Source organism: Streptomyces sp. NBC_01351 (assembly GCF_036237315.1).
Lineage (GTDB): Bacteria > Actinomycetota > Actinomycetes > Streptomycetales > Streptomycetaceae > Streptomyces.
In genome coordinates, this window is sequence record NZ_CP108356.1 from 1619465 (window position 1) to 1635249 (window position 15785).

A 15785-nucleotide genomic window follows, 5' to 3' on the forward strand; every position below is an offset into this window, starting at 1 on the left:
TTCTCGTGCTGCCTACTCGGGTACTCCGGCGAACTCGACGACGGTGTCGCGCCGCGCCCCGGTTCGGGGATTCACCACGGATACGCCGATCTCCGTACCCCCGAAGGTGAAGTACAGGTCCACGGAACGCTTCTCGACGTCGCGGCCGAGCGACTCCGTGATGTCGACGACGACGGTGCCGAGGAGCCGGGCCCCGGGCGTCTTGACCGTGAGGTCCTTCACCTGCGGAACGGCGTACAGCGCCACGCGCAGCTCCCGCTGGTCACTGGCCAGCGGGACGAGGGAGTAGGTGAGTTCGCTTCCCACCCGGACCTCGTCCCCCATGAGGACGAGGGGGTCGAGCACCCCGTCGCGGAAGGCGCCCCGGCCCTTGATCTTGGTGAGGGCCAGCTCGCGCTTGGCCCCGGACTCCCTGAGGATGCCGAGGAACGTGCGGCGCTCGGAGATCTCGACGGCGTACGTGTTGGCCGCGCGGCGGGAGTGCACGACCTCGGGGCGGCAGGCGTAGTGCACCGCGCCGCCGAGGACCGCGCGGGACGGGTTCGGCGGGATGACCAGCTGGACGCCGCCCGGGAACTCCTTGTCGAGGTGCTGGGCGAGGTGGCTCTGGACGTACGGCGACTGGGCGAACCCGCCGACCAGGACGACGCGCAGGCCTTCCCCCGCGATGGCCGGGTCTGCGAGGAGCTCGCGGATCTGGGTGCTCACCAGCTTCATCAGTGGCTCGGTCGTGCCCTGGAAGAGCCCGCGCATCACGTCCGGCTCGATGACGATGTGGTCGTCGACCCCCTGCTGCTCCGCCGCGAGTCGCTCGGACCCGCCGTGCGGGTCGATGATCCGGCTGGCCTTGAGGGAGATGGGGATCCGTACGGCGCTGTCGCCGTCACCGCGGAAGGAGGTCTTCACCCGTTCGAAGGCGTCCATCAGCTCCAGGAGCTGGGCGGGGGTGGCTTCCAGGGCCTTGAAGGCCTCCTGCCCGAGCCGCGGGGCGAGCACCTGGACCTGGAAGCGGCGGTTGATGTAGTTGGAGCCGAGCTTCCCGCCGGACGGCGGGCGCAGCTGCTCCAGGGATCCGTCGGCCCGGCACCGGTAGGCGGCGATGTCCACCGTGCCGCCTCCGCAGTCGACGACCAGGGTGGCCCGGGAGCCGAGGTCGCCGAGGCCGGCGGCGGCGTCCTGGGCGCAGTAGACGGTCGCGGCCTCGGGCTCGGTGACCAGGATCAGCCGGTCGCGGTCGTGGGCGGGAAAGCCCGCCTGCCGGGCGGCCTCGCGCATCAGGTTGCGTTCCTCGGGCTCCCAGATGGCGGGGACCGTCAGGCACCAGCGGATGTCGGACTCCAGGAATCCGCCGCCGTCGACGATCCGCGCCACGGCGGCGCCGCGCAGCCTGCGCAGGTAGGCCGCGATCAGCGGGACGGCCCGTTCGGGGGTGCCGACGAGCCCTGCCCCGGGTCCGTGTGCGCCCTCCCGGTCCTCGGGGCGCAGCCACATCTTGAACCCGTGCTCCAGCCGGCCCGGCTCTCCCGCGGCGCCCGCGCGGCGCGCGGAGTAGCCCCAGTGCCGGTCCGTGCCGTCGAGGTCGAGAAACAGCGCGGAGAGGTTCTTCGGGTAGGTGACGGGAGCGTCGTCCCATTGGTCCGGATAGTCGATCTGACGCTCGCCGGGCGCGTCCGCGCCGACCGGGAGCACCGCCCAGGCGAATCCCGAGCCATGCGTGCCGAAGTCGATGGCAGCCACAACCCTGTACGTCATGTGTGGTGTCCCCCTTGTCCTCACCGGTGCCCGTGGCCGGGAGGGTGCACATTGTTACATATCAAGGCTACGCGATCGGACGATCCGTCAGAGGGCCTGCGGGGACCGGCATTTGGGCTCGCACGAGGGTTCCGGAAGCCGAACGACCGGTCGGTCGTTACATCATCGTAATCTGCGGCTACCTAGCGGTAACAACGTGGCCCGTGTCACCTTTCCGCTTGCCACCGGCCGGCGGTACCCCCACTTTCCCAGCCATGCACCGAAGTTGTTCCTGGCTTCGGCGTGGCCTACCGCAGGAGTTCCGTCGTGATCGGATTCCGCACCGCAAGCAAGGACCGGGACCGCCGTCGTGTGCGACGACTGGCCGGGGCCGGGATGGTCCTGCCGCTCGCCGTCGGCTCGCTGCTGGCCGGCGGGGCCGGGACGTCCGCCGCCAGTTCCGGGAGCGGGCCCACCGCCGTCGTCTCGATGGGCGACAGCTACATCTCCGGCGAGGCCGGGCGCTGGAAGGGCAACAGCCTCACCAACACCGGCAGCCGCAACGGGACCGACCGGGCCTGGGTCAGCAGCAGCACGTACGACCCCTCGAAGGTGTACGGGACCACCGCCGGCGGCTGCCACCGGTCGGACTCGGCCGAGGTGCGCAGCGCCGGGGCGATCGCCGACGTCGCGGTGAACCTCGCCTGCTCCGGGGCGACCTCGGAGAACGTGTTCCGGGCGGCCAACGGCGGTGTGGCCTACAAGGGCGAGGTCCCGCAGGCCGACCAGCTCGCCGCGGTGGCCGCGAGCCACGACGTGAAGGTCATCGCGCTGTCCATAGGCGGGAACGACCTGGGCTTCGCCGACATCATCAAGGAGTGCGCGTACGACTTCGTGCTCTGGAACTCGTACTGCTACGACGACCAGCAGGTCGGAGTGGACCAGAAGATCGACGCCGTGATGGCCGGCGTCGGCAAGTCCGTGGACGAGATCCGGGCCGTGATGACGGCGGCCGGGTACGCCGATTCCTCGTACCGGATCGTGCTCCAGTCCTACCCGTCGCCGATCCCGCGCGGCGTGGAGAACCGGTACACGCAGAGCGACTGGAGCCGGCTCAACACCGGCGGCTGCCCCTTCTGGAACCGGGACTCGGACTGGGCGCGGGACTCGCTCGTGCCGCAGATCGCGAACCGCATCAAGGGGGTCGCCGCGGCCAAGGGCGTGCAGTTCCTGGACCTGCGGGACATGCTCCAGGGGCGCGAGGTGTGCGCCAAGGCCAGCAAGCAGGTGAGCTCCACGGTGCCGGCCTCGGCGAAGACGAGCGAGTGGGCCCGCTGGATCGACAGCAGCGAGACCCAGGGCCTGGTCCAGGAGTCGATGCACCCGAACCACTACGGCCAGCTGGCCCTCGGCCGCTGCCTGGCCCTGGCCGTGGCCCAGCCGGCGGGCTCGGGGATGAGCTGCAAGAACACGGCGGGCGGGGACGCAACGGGGATGTACCTGACCCCGACCCCGTAGCCACGTAGTCCCGTAGCCACGTAGTCCCGTAGTCCTCACCGGCCGCGGTCCGGTCCTCCCGACCGGCCGCGGCCGGGCTTTACGCGGACTCTTGGAGGACGGACAGGACGTTGCCCGCCGGGTCCTTGAACCAGGCGATGGCGGGCCCGCCGGCCTCGCGGACGATGCCCTTGTCGTCGGCCTCGAACTCTTCGTAGCGCTCGAAGCGGACGCCCTTCGCGGCGAGTTCGTCGACCGCCTTCTCCACATCGTCCACGGGGAAGTTGAGAATCGTGAAGCTCGCGGGCTCGTGGTTGTCCTTCGGGTAGACCAGTACGTTCGTGTCGCCCGCAAGGTTCAGGAGCAGGTGCCCCATCTCCGTCTCCTCGGAGACGCGGAGCCCGAGCGTGCCGCCGTAGAACTCCTTGGCCTTGCCTATGTCGTCCACTGAGAAGCCGCTGAACGCCTTGGTGTTCTCGAACATGATCACTTACCTCGTTCGATAGGCCGCACCCCGCTTCCCATCTTCCTCCCGGGCCCCACGGCCGTCGACCGGGAAATCCAGGTGATCAACCCCGGCGGCGGCTGGCATGCTCGCGCGCATGGCAGCTCGCAGCGCACGTCCCAGCCTGTACATCTCCGTCGACATCGAGGCCGACGGACCGATTCCCGGACCGTATTCGATGATCAGCTTCGGGGCCGCGGTCGCCGGCCGGCAGGACGGCGACTCGTATACGGCCGCCGATCCCGAGCGGCAGACCTTCTACCGCGAGCTGCGGCCGATCAGTGACGAGTACGTGGCCGAGGCACTCGCCGTCAGCGGGCTCGACCGGGACCTGCTCGTCCGGGAGGGCACGGATCCGGCGCTCGCCATGGCCGAGTTCCGCTCCTGGGTGCGGGAGGTGGCCGCGGATGCGGGAGCGCAGCCGGTGATGTGCGGCTACCCGGCCTCCTTCGACTGGACCTTCCTGTACTGGTACCTGATGCGCTTCGGCGGGGACAGCCCCTTCGGCCACTCCGGCTGCCTGGACATGAAGACCCTGTACGCGACGAAGGCGCGCGTGCCCCTGCGGGCCGCGGTCAAGGGCCGGATGCCGCGCGAACTGCTCTCCTCGCGCCGGCACACGCACCACGCGCTCGACGACGCCGTCGAGCAGGCCGAGCTGATGAGCAACCTGATGCTCTGGACGCCCTGACCCCGTGACCCCCGCCGGGCCGCGCCCGCTCAGAGCTCGGCGAGCAGCCGGCGGAGCGGGGTGCGGGAGCCCGCCCTGTAGGCCGAGCGGAAGGCCTCCGGGGTGAGCCGGGTGCGCAGCAGCCCTTCGGCCCGGGGAGCGCGGGCGGCCGCCGGGCGGATGTGGGCGGCCGAACCGAGCAGCCGCGCGGACTCCACGTAGTGCCCTTGGTCCGCCTCCAGATCGGCGAGCAGCTCCACCGAGAAGGCCTGGCCCAGGCGGTCGCCGAGGGCGAGCTGGGTCCTCAGCGCGTGCAGCAGTCCGGTACGGGCCGCGGCCGGGCGGCCCTCGTGGCGGTGGACGATCGCGTGGGCGAACTCGGTCCAGGAGCGGGCCCAGGGGTCGGCGGGGCCGCGCGGCGGACCTGTCTTCGGGCCTCCCTGCGGACCCGTCTGCGGGCCCACGGGCGCGCCCACCGGCGGGTCGTCCTCGACCGGGACGGACGCCGGGTCCGTGTGGGCGAGGGCCATGGTGTGCCCGGCCTGGAGCGCCTCCCGGCCGAGGCCGAACTCCGGGTCCCCCGGGAGCAGTTCCAGCCCCTCCCGGAACTCCGCGGCGGCGTCCTCGTAGCGCTCCTCCCACAGGGCGACCGCGCCCCGTACGTGCGCGAGGTAGGCCAGGCAGGTGTCCTCCCCCTCCTGTACGGCCGCACTCCACGCCTCGACGAGCAGGGGATCGGCGCCGTCCGCCCCGCCGGAGCTCGCCACCAGCCAGGCCGCCAGCCACAGCGCGCGGGCCGGACGCGGCGCCGGGTGCACGGCCAGGGCGCGTTCCACATGGCGCAGGCCCTCCTCCGACAGCCCGCACGCCGACCACAGGAACCACAAGGACACGGCGATCTCCAGGGCCGCGGCCGGGCCGGGCGCGGACAGCGGGTTCATCGCCACCCGCAGCTCCGGCAGCTCCCCCACCGCCAGCGCCCGCGCCTCCTGTTGCGCCCCCTCCCGCCACAGCTGCGCCGCCCGCTCGGCCAGTACCCGGCAGCGCTCGTGGTGGCGCCGGGCGGCGGTCGCCCCGTCCCCGGCGGGGCCGTGCGCGAGCAGCCGGGCCCCGTGCGCCCGTACGGACAACGGCAGCCGGTAGCGGCCGGGACCGCCGTCCGCGAGCAGGCCCGGGGCGAGCTCCCGCAGCGCCTCGGCGGCACTCTCCCGGGTGAGCGCGCCGAATCCGCACACCTCGGCGGCGGCCGTCAGGTCGAAGGGGCCCGCGAAGACGGAGAGCCGCTCCCGCAGCATCCGCTCGGCCGGCGGGGCCAGCCGGTAGGAGCGCTCCGCGTCGACGCGGGTGCCGCGGCCGGCGCCGCCCGCGAGGAAGGTCAGCGGGTCCGCGGCCAGCCGGCGCAGCGCCTGGCCGGGGGCGTACTGATGCGAGCGCCCGGCGGCGAGCTCCAGCGCGCCCGGGATCCCGTCGAGGGCTTGGCACAGGGCGGCCACGGCGGCGGCGTTGCGTTCGGTGAGCTCGAAGAAGGGGTCGGCGCCCCGGGCCCGTTCCTCGTAGAGGCGTACTGCCGCGTACCCGGCGATGTCCGCCACGGGCATCCGCACCGCGGGATCGGCCGGCGCCGCCGGCAACGACAGCGGGGGCACGGCCGACACGGCTTCCTCCCGGAGCCCGAGGCGGCGCTGCGACGTGGCCAGAATCCGCAGTCCGGGCAGGTTCGCCAGCAGCCGCCCCGCCAGGGCCCCGGCCTGCCGGCCGAGCTGTTCGCAGCCGTCGAGCACCAGCAGCGTCTCGCGCCCCGCGAGCGCCGCGAGGAACTCGGCCTCCAGCTCCGGCAGCCGCGGCAGATCCAGCCCGGCCAGCTCGGCCCAGCGCACGTCGGTCCCGTCGCTGCTGGTCAGCGAGCGGACGGTGCGCACGGCGAGCCGGGTCTTGCCGATCCCGGCCGGCCCGGTGAGGGTGACCAGGCGCCCGTCCGCGAGCAGTTGTGCGACGGCGGCGAGCTCCCGTTCGCGGCCGATGAAGCCGGCCAGTTCCGCGGGCACCGTCTGGCGCATGCCCGAGCCGGCCTCCCCCACAGGTCCTCCCCCGATGTCCTTAACGTGCCTACAACAGCCCGGGTGAGCAGTTGAATGCAGGAAGAGAGATGATCGGCCGAAAGTCCGGTTGACCGAACGGCTACCAGGAGATCCACCACGTGAGGGTGATGAAGTCGGCCATTTCCGCCATGGACGACATGGACCGGGCGCTCGTCCACGCACTGCAGCTCGCGCCGCGCGCGAGCTGGGAGCGGCTGGGACCGGTGCTCGGCGCGCGCCCGGACACCCTCGCGCGCCGCTGGGAGCGGCTGACGGAGGCGGGCGAGGCGTGGATCAGCGGGATCGGGCTGCGTACGGGCAGCCGGCCGCCCCGCATGGCCTGGGTGGAGGTCACCTGCGCCTCGGGGACCTCGCCCGCGGTGGGCGCCGCGCTCGCGGGTGACGCGCACACCCTCGGCGTGGAGCACATCACCGGCGGACGTGACCTGCTGGTCTTCGTGGCCGTACCGGACCTGCACGCGCTGTACCGGTACCTGACCTTCCGGGTGCAGCGGATCCCGGGGGTCGTCTCCACCCGCTCCTCGGTCGTGACGGCCGTGCACTACGCCCCCGACCGCTGGCGCCTCGACCAGCTCACCCCGGCGCAGGCAGACGAGCTGACCGGGAGGACCGGACGGTCCCGCCGCCCGCCGGGCGGACCCGCCTCGCCGACGCCCCTGGCCACCGCGTCGATGGCGGAGGAGGAGCGGCCGCTCGTCCTGGCCCTGTCCTCGGACGCGCGGCGCAGCGTGGCGTCCCTGGCGCGGGAGTGCGCGATGAGCGAGTCGACCGTGCGCAGGCGCCTCGCCCGACTGGAGGCGGGGCGCAGCCTGCGCTTCAGCGGCGCGCTCGCCTCGGGGCTGTCGGGGTGGCCGGTCGCGGCGACGGTGTGGGCGGAGGTGCCCGAGTACGAGGTCGCGGACTGCGCGGCGGCGGCGACCGGGCTGCGCGAGACCCGTACGTGCATGTCGGTCAGCGGGCGCTGGAACTTCATGATCAGCGCGCGGCTGCGCACGGTGGAGGACCTCTCCCGCTACACCGCGGACCTCGCGCGGCGGCTGCCGGGGCTGCGCATCACGGACTCGGCGGTGTCGCTGCACGTGCGCAAGTCGGAGGCGCAGGAGCTCGACCACGAGGGCCGGCGGATCCGGACGGTGCCGCCGGACATCTGGGCGGACCCGGCCCCGGACGCCGCCGGCCTGGTCTGAGGACGGGATGCGGAAACGGCGGTGCGCACGCCACACCCGCAGTGGGTGACGTGCGCACCGCCGTACGCTCCGGCGGGGCCGGTCATTGGGCCGGTCGATGGGCCGGTCAGTGCACCGGCACCGGTTCCGGCCCGGACGTCACGTCGGCGCCCTTTTTGGCACCGAGGTGGTTGAAGGCCAGGTTGAGCAGGATCGCCACCACGCAGCCGGTGCTGATGCCGGAGTCGAGGACGACGAGGAGGTCCTTCGGGAAGGCGTGGTAGAACTCCGGCGCGGCGATCGGGATCAGGCCGATGCCCACCGAGGCGGCGACGATCAGGGCGTTCTCGCCCTTCTCCATGGCCGCCCCGGCCAGGGTCTGGATTCCGCTCGCCGCAACCGAACCGAAGAGGACGATGCCGGCGCCGCCGAGCACGGGCAGCGGTACCACTCCGATGACGGAGGCCGCCATCGGGCACAGCCCGAGCAGGATCAGGATGCCGCCGCCGGCGGCGACGACGAACCGGCTGCGGACCTTGGTCATGGCGACGAGGCCGATGTTCTGGGCGAAGGCACTGCACATGAACCCGTTGAACAGCGGGCTGATCGCGCTGCCGAGGGTGTCGGCGCGCAGGCCGCCCTCGATCGCCTTGGCGTCCGCCGGACGGCCGACGATCTTGCCGAGCGCCAGGATGTCCGCGGTGGACTCGGTCATGCAGACGAGCATGACGATGCACATCGAGATGATCGCGGCGACCTGGAACTGCGGGGCGCCGAAGTGGAAGGGGCTGGGGAAGCCCACCAGGGAGGCGTTCTGCACGGCGTCGAAGCTGGTCATGCCGAGCGGCAGCGCGATGAGCGTGCCCGCGACCAGGCCGAGCAGGATGGATATCTGCTGGAGGAAGCCGCGCAGGAATTTCCGCATCAGCAGGACGATGACCAGCGTGAGCGCGGCCATGCCGATGTTCTTCATCGAGCCGTAGTCGGTGGCGGTGCTGTTCCCGCCCTGCGACCAGTTGAAGGCGACGGGCAGGAGCGAGACGCCGATCAGGGTGATGACCGTACCCGTGACGACCGGTGGGAAGAAGCGGACGAGTTTGCCGAAGTAGGGCGCGGCGAAGAATCCGAGGATTCCGGCGACGATGATCGCGCCGAAGATGATGGGGAGGGCGTTGTCCCCCTCTCCCTTGCCGATGGCGATCATCGGGGTCACACCGGCGAAGGAGACGCCGTTGACGAAGGGGAGTTTGGCGCCGATCTTCCAGAACCCGAGGGTCTGGAGGAGGGTGGCGAGGCCTGCGGTGAAGAGCGAGGCGCCCATCAGGAAGGCGGTCTCGGTGGCGGAGAGGCCTACGGCCGGTCCCACGATCATGGGCGGGGCAACGACACCCGCATACATGGCGGCCACGTGCTGGAGACCGCTGGTGAACATTTTCAGTGGCGGCAGGGTCTCGTCGACGGGGTGTTTCTCCCCAGAGTCGCCCGAGGCCTGCGGTACTGCGACTGCGTCTTTGCGAAACCTGGGCACCTGGGCCACGGCTTCCTCCGAACTGTTGAACACGCCGGCAGGGACGTGATGTGTCTGGGAGGTGGTGCGAAAGCTGTGCGAGTCGAGCCTGTATGGAGTTGTGGGTGGTGCGAATGCTTGTCCCAAGGGGTGCGGATTCGACTACGGAAACGATTCGCCCAAACCGTCCCGCAGCTGTTTTCGCGCATGGCAAAGCCACCGGTGAAGCACGTGGTGAAAGGGTGGCAAAGCCAAGGGTGGAGCCGGAGTCATGAGTCACCGCTCCCGGGGCGCCTTCGGAAATTCCTCAGGCGCTTCCCGGGAACGGCTGCCGCGGACCCCGCTCGGGTCCGCGACTGCCGGCCGGGGGCCGTCCCCCCCGGCCGGACTCCGTGGGTTCAGCCCTGCGCGGAGATCCGCGCCAGGCGCTGGGCCTCTTCACGCGTGGACACGGCGATGGCGCCCTCGTCGGCGAAGAGGAGGCGGTTGTTCTCCACGATCTGCTTGCCGTTGACGAACGACGCGGTGACCGGGGCGGCCGCACCGAAGACCAGTGCGGTGACCGGGTCGGCGATCGAGGAGTGCAGGAACGTGTTCAGGTTCCACAGCACCAGGTCGGCGAGCTTGCCGACCTCGAGCGAACCGATGTTGTCGGCGCGACCGAGGACCTGGGCGCCACCGTAGGTACCGAGGCGCAGGGCCTGGCGCGCGTTCAGGGCGCGCTCGCGGTGGACCGGGTTCAGGCGGTTGATCAGCAGCGCGTTGCGCAGCTCGGTGTGCAGCTCACCGGACTCATTGGAGGCGGTGCCGTCCACGCCGAGGCCGACCGGGACACCGGCGGCGAGCATGTCCGGGACGCGGGCGATGCCGGCGGCCAGACGGGCGTTGGAGGACGGGCAGTGCGCGACACCGGTCTTGGTCCGGGCGAACGCGGCGATGTCGGAGTCGTTCATGTGGACGCTGTGCGCCATCCACACGTCCTCGCCGAGCCAGCCGGTCGACTCGAAGTAGTCGGTCGGGCCCATGCCGAACAGTTCCTTGCAGAACTGCTCTTCCTCGACGGTCTCGGAACCGTGCGTGTGCATGCGCACACCCAGGCGACGGGCCAGCTCGGCGCCCTGCTTCAGCAGCTCGGTGGAGACCGAGAAGGGGGAGCACGGGGCGACGGCGACCTGGGTCATCGCGTCGAAGGAGTAGTCGTGGTGCTTCTTCACCGTCGCCTCGGTGTCCGCGAGGGCACCTTCGAGGGTCTCGACCGCGTGGTCCGGCGGCAGGCCGCCGTCCTTCACGCTGCGGTCCATGGAACCGCGGGCGAGGGTGAAGCGGACGCCCATCTCGGAGGCGGCGCGGATGATCGAGCCGGACAGGTCGCCGGAGCCCTTGGGGAAGACGTAGTGGTGGTCCATCGCGGTGGTGACACCACCGCGGGCCATCGCGGCGAGGGAGCCCTGCGCGGCCGTGTACGTCATCTGCTCGTCGATGCGCGCCCAGGTCGGGTACAGCGAGACGAGCCAGTTGAAGAGGTTGTGGTCGGTGGCCAGGCCACGCGTGATCCACTGGTAGAAGTGGTGGTGCGTGTTGACCAGACCGGGGGTCACGAGGTGCCCGGTGCCGTCGATGCGACGGACTACGTTCTCGAGGTTCTCGGGGGCCTTGCCCGCACCGATGAACTCGATCTTGTTACCGGCGAGTACGACGTGACCCGAGGCATACTCGGTATCATTCGCATCGACGGTTGCAATCGCACAGTTCTCGATGACGATGCGCTCTACGGCGCCGCCAATCACTGCCGAAGCTGCCATGGGACTTCCTCGTACTTTCAGTGGCGGTACGGGCACGGCAAAACCCTGGGGATTTGAGTGCCGGAGCCGGGGGCCTTGGCAACTGACAGTACTGCCGCCCCATATGTTGCGTCCGGGTGCCGAATCAGAAGCTGAAGAGTGTCGCGGTCCCGGGGCCACTGCGGAGCCCCGGGACGCGCGTATCGCGTTCTTCCTCGACCTACCCCTTAGAGGTTGGTCATGTCCACGGGAATGCGGGCGTCGACGCCGTCGCGGAGAACCGTGGCTTCGATCAGACCGTACGGGCGGTCCGCGGCGAAGTACACCTCATTGTCGTTCTTGAGGCCGAAGGGCTCAAGGTCGACCAGGAAGTGGTGCTTGTTCGGGAGCGAGAAGCGGACCTCGTCGATCTCCGAACGGTGGTTGATGATGCGCGAACCCATCTGGTACAGGGTCTGCTGCAGCGAGAGGGAGTAGGTCTCCGCGAAGGCCTGAAGCATGTGCTTCTTGGTCTCGGCGTAGGACTTCTCCCAGTTGGGCATCCGCTGCTCGTCATCCGACCAGGCGAAGCGCCAGCGAGCCGAAACCTGGGTCGCCAGGATGCGGTCGTAGGCCTCCTTCAGGGTCGTGTACTTGTCCTTCACGTAACCCCAGAACTCGGAGTTCGTGGAGTTCATGACGACCAGGTCCTTGAGGCCGGAGATGACCTCCCAGTTCTTGCCGTCGTACGTGATCTGGGTGACGCGGGTCTCCATGCCCTCACGGACGAAGGAGTGGTTCACCTCGTCGGAGCCGATGAACTTGGAGTTCGCGTCCGAGGTGGCGATCCGGGACCAGGAGTACTCCTCGATCCGGATGCGCGCGCGGTGGATCGGCTCCTGGCTGTTGACGAACCAACGCGCCAGGTGGATGCCGAACTGCTCCGCGGACTCGATGCCGTATTCCTTGGCGAACGCGTACACCGTGTTCTTGGTGGTGTCGGTCGGCAGGCAGTTGGCGTTCGAGCCGGAGTAGTGGACGTCGTCCATGTCGCCGGAAAGGGCGACCGAGACGTTCAGGTCCTTGATGTGGTGGGTGTCGCCGTCCCGCGTGATCTTGACAACGCGGTTCTCTGCTTTGCCGTACTGGTTCTGGCCCAGAATGGTGGCCATGCTAGCTCCCTCGGTAAACGGAGTAGCCGAACGGGTTGAGCAGCAGCGGTACGTGATAGTGCTCGCCCGGGTTCACCGCGAAGGTGATGGTGACCTCGGGGAAGAACGCACCGCTGTCCCTTACGCGGGGGGCGTCCTGCTGTGCCTCGGCGGCTTGCTTCTTGGAGAAGTACGTCTCGGTCTCGAAGTCGAGACGCACGTGTGTGGTGCCCTCCGGCAGGGCCGGCAGGTCCTTGCAGCGCCCGTCCGCATCGGTGGCGGAGCCGCCCAGGGCCGCCCACGCACCGTCGAGACCCGTACGGGCCGACAGGGAGATGGCGACGCCCTCGGCGGGCTTTCCGATGCTGGTGTCCAGGATGTGCGTGGACACCGACGCGGTGGTCTCGGTGCTCATGCTCACGCTCCTTCTTCTGCGAGTTCTACGAGTCGGGTCAGGCGGATCTTGTTGATCTTGACGAGCTCACCGCGGGCGATCTCTCGCTCCTGCTCCGGCGAGTTGTCGATCCGGACCTTGACCGCGTCCCGCATGAACGCACCGGTCGCACCGGTGGCGCAGATGAGGAAGACGTGGCCGAACTTCTCCTGGTAGGCCAGGTTCAGTTCGAGGAGCTCGGTCTTGAGCTCCTCCGAGGCACCGGCCATGCCACGCTGCTCGCGGGCGGAGGTCGGGTCTCCCGGCTTCGGGCGGCCGATCGGCGCGTGGCCTCCCATCGCCTCGCCCAGGTCCTCCGCGGTGAGCTCCGCCATGGCGGCTTCGTTCGCGGCGAACAGGGACTCTGCAGTGGCGAAGGGGCGCTGGGCGAGCAGCTTGCTCCCCCATGCCGAACTCGCGCACACCTCGTGCAGCTCGGCCGTGGCCGCGCTGTCGTCCAAGGCGTTGAACCGGGTGAGACCCGGGGTCGGACTCGAAGTCACGGTAGGCCTCCGTGGCCTGTTGTTGCTTTGACGGGCTTCGCATAGCTAACGCTGTCGACAACACGGCGTCAACACTTTGTTGAAACTTCCCGTACACAAAAGCCGCCGCCCGGGTGAATTGGGCGGCGGCTCGTCACAGCGGGTCAGATCACGTTCACTCTTGGCTGTTCTTGGGGCGGGCTGCGGCTTGGGCATCCCGGTTCAGATAGTTGTAGACCGTGAAGCGGCTTACACCCAGTGCGCCCGCGACCGTTTCCACACCGTGCCGAACGGAGAAGGCGCCTCGCGCCTCCAGTATGCGCACGACGTCCTGCTTGGACTTCCGATCGAGCTGCGACAACGGTACGCCGTGCCGCCGCTCCAGGGCGGCAAGGATGTGGTCCAGCGAGTCCGAGAGCTGGGGCAGGCGTACGGCGAGCAGCTCCTGACCCTCCCACGCGAGCACGACGTCGTCGGGCTGCGCCTGGGACGGGTCCATCAGCTCGCCGCCCATGGCGTCGATCAGCGGCTTGACCGCGGCGACGAAGGGGTGGTCGCGAGGCTCGGTCATGGCGTCTCCTCCCCGATCACGTTGACCTGGAGCGAGACGCGCGTGGCGCCGGCCTCCAGCGAGTCGCGCAGCAGCGCGCCCACCGCGGCCAGGACACTGTCGATGTCGCCCTCGGCGGTATTGCCGAACGGGCCGACGTCCACCGCGTCCAGCTGGGCCTTCTGGATGACCTCGCGGGCGGCCACGGCGTGGGCAGGGGCCTCTTCGAGATCGAAGGGCTCGGTCGTGAACTCCACTCTCAATCGCACGCGGTCAAGCTACCTCCCGGTCACGATTTTTCGGGAGTCCGCACTTGACATCTCTGCTCAGGCCCATGCAGTCTTCCATCAAGCAGAAACTAACTTCCGCAATACGGAAGGAGCGCACACCCCTCATGGGATACACGGACCAGCGCTTCGATGTGAACCTTTCCATCCTCTTCACGGAACTCCCGCTCCTGGAGCGTCCCGCGGCTGCCGCCGCGGCGGGCTTCACGGCGGTCGAGCTGTGGTGGCCCTGGATCGAAACCCCCACTCCCGCCCAGGCGGAGCTCGACGCCCTCAAGAAGGCTCTTGAGGACGCCGGCACCCAGCTGGTGGGCCTGAACTTCTACGCCGGCCAGCTGCCGGGTCCGGACCGCGGTGCGGTCTCGGTTCCCGGTGAGGAGTCGGAGCGCTTCAACGCCAACATCAACGTGGCGGCGGACTTCGCCGCCTCGGTCGGCTGCAAGGCGCTGAACGCCCTCTACGGCAACCGCGTCGAAGGCGTGGACCCGGCCGTTCAGGACGAGCTCGCCCTGAAGAACCTGGTCGTGGCGGCTCAGGCCGCGGACCGCGTCGGCGCGATCCTCCTGATCGAGACCCTCAACAAGCCCGAGTCGCCGCTCTACCCCCTGGTGAGCGCCCCGGCCGGCATCGAGGTAGTGGACAAGGTCAACGAGGCCACCGGTCTCGGCAACGCCAAGTTCCTTCTCGACCTGTACCACCTGGCGATGAACGATGAGGACCTCTCCGAGGTCATCGAAAAGTACGCCGCCAAGACCGGGCACGTCCAGATCGCGGACAAGCCCGGACGAGGTGCCCCCGGCACCGGTGAGCTGCCCCTCGAGGAGCTGCTCGACCAGCTGAAGAAGGCCGGATACGAGGGCTACGTAGGCCTGGAGTACAAGGCCGCCGACGCTGCCGCGTCCTTCGCATGGCTGCCGGCCGAGGCCCGCCCCGCGAAGTAAGCGGACAAAGTCCGGGCGATCAGCCAGGCACGTCACGAACTTTTCGTACAAAGCATTAAGAGAAGGACCCTCATCATGAGCAACCTCCCCAAGATCGCGTGGATCGGTCTCGGCATCATGGGCTCCCCCATGGCCGAGAACCTCCTGAAGGCCGGCTACTCGGTCACCGGCTTCACGCTGGAGCAGGACAAGCTGGACCGCCTGGCCGCGGCCGGTGGCTCCGCCGCCGGTTCGATCGCCGACGCCGTCAAGGACGCCGACGTCATCATCACGATGGTGCCCGCCTCCCCGCAGGTCGAGGCCATCTCCTACGGTGAGAACGGCATCCTCGAGAACGCGAAGTCCGGCGCGCTGATCATCGACATGTCGTCGATCACCCCGCAGACCTCGATCGACCTCGCCAAGAACGCCGCCAAGAAGGGCATCCGCGTCATCGACGCCCCGGTGTCCGGCGGCGAGGCCGGCGCCATCGAGGCCGTCCTGTCGATCATGGTGGGTGGCGAGCAGGCCGACTTCGACGAGGCCCTCCCGGTCCTCGAGGCCCTCGGCAAGGTCATCGTCCTGTGCGGCCCGCACGGCTCCGGCCAGACGGTGAAGGCTGCCAACCAGCTCATCGTCGCGGTGAACATCCAGGCGTGCGCCGAGGCCGTCGTCTTCCTCGAGAAGTCCGGCGTGAACCTCGAGGCGGCTCTGGACGTCCTCAACGGCGGTCTGGCCGGCTCCACGGTCCTGACCCGCAAGAAGGCCAACTTCCTGAACCGCGACTTCAAGCCCGGCTTCCGGATCGACCTGCACCACAAGGACATGGGCATCGTCACCGACGCCGCCCGCAACGTCGGTGCGGCCCTGCCGGTCGGCGCGGTCGTCGCCCAGCTGGTCGCCTCGCTGCGCGCCCAGGGTGACGGTGGCCTGGACCACTCGGCCCTGCTCCGCGCGGTCGAGCGCCTCTCCGGCGCCCAGCTCTGATCTTCCAGAGCACCCCTCCCCTTCGGGGGACCTGAGTTTC

At 69.8% G+C, this 15785-nt stretch carries 15 protein-coding genes; 5 read left to right on the forward strand and 10 right to left on the reverse strand.

Features of this window, described 5'->3' with window-relative positions; all coding sequences use genetic code 11:
• Window positions 1–12: 12 nt before the first annotated feature.
• Complete coding sequence (locus tag OG625_RS07525) at window positions 13–1752, reverse strand: Hsp70 family protein (RefSeq protein WP_329377578.1); 1740 nt, start codon at window positions 1750–1752, stop codon at window positions 13–15.
• Window positions 1753–2058: 306 nt separating this feature from the next.
• Between OG625_RS07525 and OG625_RS07530 the strand changes: the two genes are divergently transcribed.
• Complete coding sequence (locus OG625_RS07530) at window positions 2059–3249, forward strand: GDSL-type esterase/lipase family protein (protein ID WP_443067681.1); 1191 nt, start codon at window positions 2059–2061, stop codon at window positions 3247–3249.
• 79 nt (window positions 3250–3328) lie between these two features.
• Here the strand turns inward: OG625_RS07530 and OG625_RS07535 are convergent, their stop codons facing one another.
• On the reverse strand, window positions 3329–3712 hold the full coding sequence (locus OG625_RS07535; protein ID WP_329377580.1) for a VOC family protein: 384 nt from the start codon (window positions 3710–3712) through the stop codon (window positions 3329–3331).
• 118 nt (window positions 3713–3830) lie between these two features.
• Between OG625_RS07535 and OG625_RS07540 the strand changes: the two genes are divergently transcribed.
• Window positions 3831–4424 (forward strand): 3'-5' exonuclease, encoded by a 594-nt coding sequence (locus OG625_RS07540; RefSeq protein WP_329377582.1) that lies wholly within the window; start codon window positions 3831–3833, stop codon window positions 4422–4424.
• A gap of 29 nt (window positions 4425–4453) precedes the next feature.
• Here the strand turns inward: OG625_RS07540 and OG625_RS07545 are convergent, their stop codons facing one another.
• Complete coding sequence (locus OG625_RS07545; protein ID WP_329377584.1) at window positions 4454–6460, reverse strand: ATP-binding protein; 2007 nt, start codon at window positions 6458–6460, stop codon at window positions 4454–4456.
• 149 nt (window positions 6461–6609) lie between these two features.
• On the opposite strand from OG625_RS07545, the gene OG625_RS07550 reads away from it, so the two are divergent.
• On the forward strand, window positions 6610–7689 hold the full coding sequence (locus tag OG625_RS07550; protein ID WP_329390498.1) for an Lrp/AsnC family transcriptional regulator: 1080 nt from the start codon (window positions 6610–6612) through the stop codon (window positions 7687–7689).
• A 106-nt stretch (window positions 7690–7795) separates the two neighbouring features.
• Here OG625_RS07550 and OG625_RS07555 read toward each other — a convergent pair whose 3' ends face one another.
• The 7 genes from OG625_RS07555 to OG625_RS07585 all read right to left on the reverse strand — a co-directional run bounded on the left by OG625_RS07555 (window position 7796) and on the right by OG625_RS07585 (window position 13820).
• The gene (locus OG625_RS07555) at window positions 7796–9205 is read right to left on the reverse strand and encodes a nucleobase:cation symporter-2 family protein (protein ID WP_443067871.1); all 1410 of its coding nucleotides are present in this window, start codon (window positions 9203–9205) and stop codon (window positions 7796–7798) included.
• A gap of 368 nt (window positions 9206–9573) precedes the next feature.
• Window positions 9574–10977 carry an 8-oxoguanine deaminase gene (locus tag OG625_RS07560; protein ID WP_329377586.1) on the reverse strand — a complete coding sequence of 468 codons (1404 nt, stop codon included), beginning with the start codon at window positions 10975–10977 and terminating at the stop codon, window positions 9574–9576.
• 206 nt (window positions 10978–11183) lie between these two features.
• A complete protein-coding gene (gene pucL / locus OG625_RS07565; protein ID WP_329377589.1) occupies window positions 11184–12107 on the reverse strand; it encodes a factor-independent urate hydroxylase in 924 nt (307 codons plus the stop codon).
• A gap of 1 nt (window position 12108) precedes the next feature.
• Window positions 12109–12501, reverse strand: a complete 393-nt coding sequence (gene uraH, locus OG625_RS07570) for a hydroxyisourate hydrolase (RefSeq protein WP_329377591.1) — start codon at window positions 12499–12501, stop codon at window positions 12109–12111.
• A gap of 2 nt (window positions 12502–12503) precedes the next feature.
• Window positions 12504–13022: a 2-oxo-4-hydroxy-4-carboxy-5-ureidoimidazoline decarboxylase gene (uraD, locus tag OG625_RS07575; protein ID WP_329377593.1), complete on the reverse strand. Its 519-nt coding sequence runs from the start codon at window positions 13020–13022 to the stop codon at window positions 12504–12506.
• Window positions 13023–13176: 154 nt separating this feature from the next.
• A complete protein-coding gene (locus OG625_RS07580; RefSeq protein WP_329377595.1) occupies window positions 13177–13572 on the reverse strand; it encodes a helix-turn-helix domain-containing protein in 396 nt (131 codons plus the stop codon).
• Complete coding sequence (locus OG625_RS07585; protein ID WP_329377596.1) at window positions 13569–13820, reverse strand: thiamine-binding protein; 252 nt, start codon at window positions 13818–13820, stop codon at window positions 13569–13571. The genes OG625_RS07580 and OG625_RS07585 overlap by 4 nt, the downstream gene beginning before the upstream one ends.
• 125 nt (window positions 13821–13945) lie before the next feature.
• Between OG625_RS07585 and OG625_RS07590 the strand changes: the two genes are divergently transcribed.
• On the forward strand, window positions 13946–14779 hold the full coding sequence (locus OG625_RS07590) for a TIM barrel protein (RefSeq protein WP_329377598.1): 834 nt from the start codon (window positions 13946–13948) through the stop codon (window positions 14777–14779).
• Between the two features lie 75 nt (window positions 14780–14854).
• The gene (locus tag OG625_RS07595; protein ID WP_329377600.1) at window positions 14855–15745 is read left to right on the forward strand and encodes a 2-hydroxy-3-oxopropionate reductase; all 891 of its coding nucleotides are present in this window, start codon (window positions 14855–14857) and stop codon (window positions 15743–15745) included.
• The last annotated feature ends 40 nt before the right edge of the window (window positions 15746–15785 follow it).

Coding starts and splice junctions, on each gene's coding strand:
- OG625_RS07525 (WP_329377578.1), bottom strand. CDS start 1,752: ATGACGTACAGGGTTGTGGCTGCCATCGACTTCGGCACGCATGGCTCG.
- OG625_RS07535 (WP_329377580.1), bottom strand. CDS start 3,712: ATGTTCGAGAACACCAAGGCGTTCAGCGGCTTCTCAGTGGACGACATA.
- OG625_RS07540 (WP_329377582.1), top strand. CDS start 3,831: ATGGCAGCTCGCAGCGCACGTCCCAGCCTGTACATCTCCGTCGACATC.
- OG625_RS07545 (WP_329377584.1), bottom strand. CDS start 6,460: ATGCGCCAGACGGTGCCCGCGGAACTGGCCGGCTTCATCGGCCGCGAA.
- OG625_RS07550 (WP_329390498.1), top strand. CDS start 6,610: ATGAAGTCGGCCATTTCCGCCATGGACGACATGGACCGGGCGCTCGTC.
- OG625_RS07560 (WP_329377586.1), bottom strand. CDS start 10,977: ATGGCAGCTTCGGCAGTGATTGGCGGCGCCGTAGAGCGCATCGTCATC.
- pucL (WP_329377589.1), bottom strand. CDS start 12,107: ATGGCCACCATTCTGGGCCAGAACCAGTACGGCAAAGCAGAGAACCGC.
- uraH (WP_329377591.1), bottom strand. CDS start 12,501: ATGAGCACCGAGACCACCGCGTCGGTGTCCACGCACATCCTGGACACC.
- OG625_RS07580 (WP_329377595.1), bottom strand. CDS start 13,572: ATGACCGAGCCTCGCGACCACCCCTTCGTCGCCGCGGTCAAGCCGCTG.
- OG625_RS07590 (WP_329377598.1), top strand. CDS start 13,946: ATGGGATACACGGACCAGCGCTTCGATGTGAACCTTTCCATCCTCTTC.
- OG625_RS07595 (WP_329377600.1), top strand. CDS start 14,855: ATGAGCAACCTCCCCAAGATCGCGTGGATCGGTCTCGGCATCATGGGC.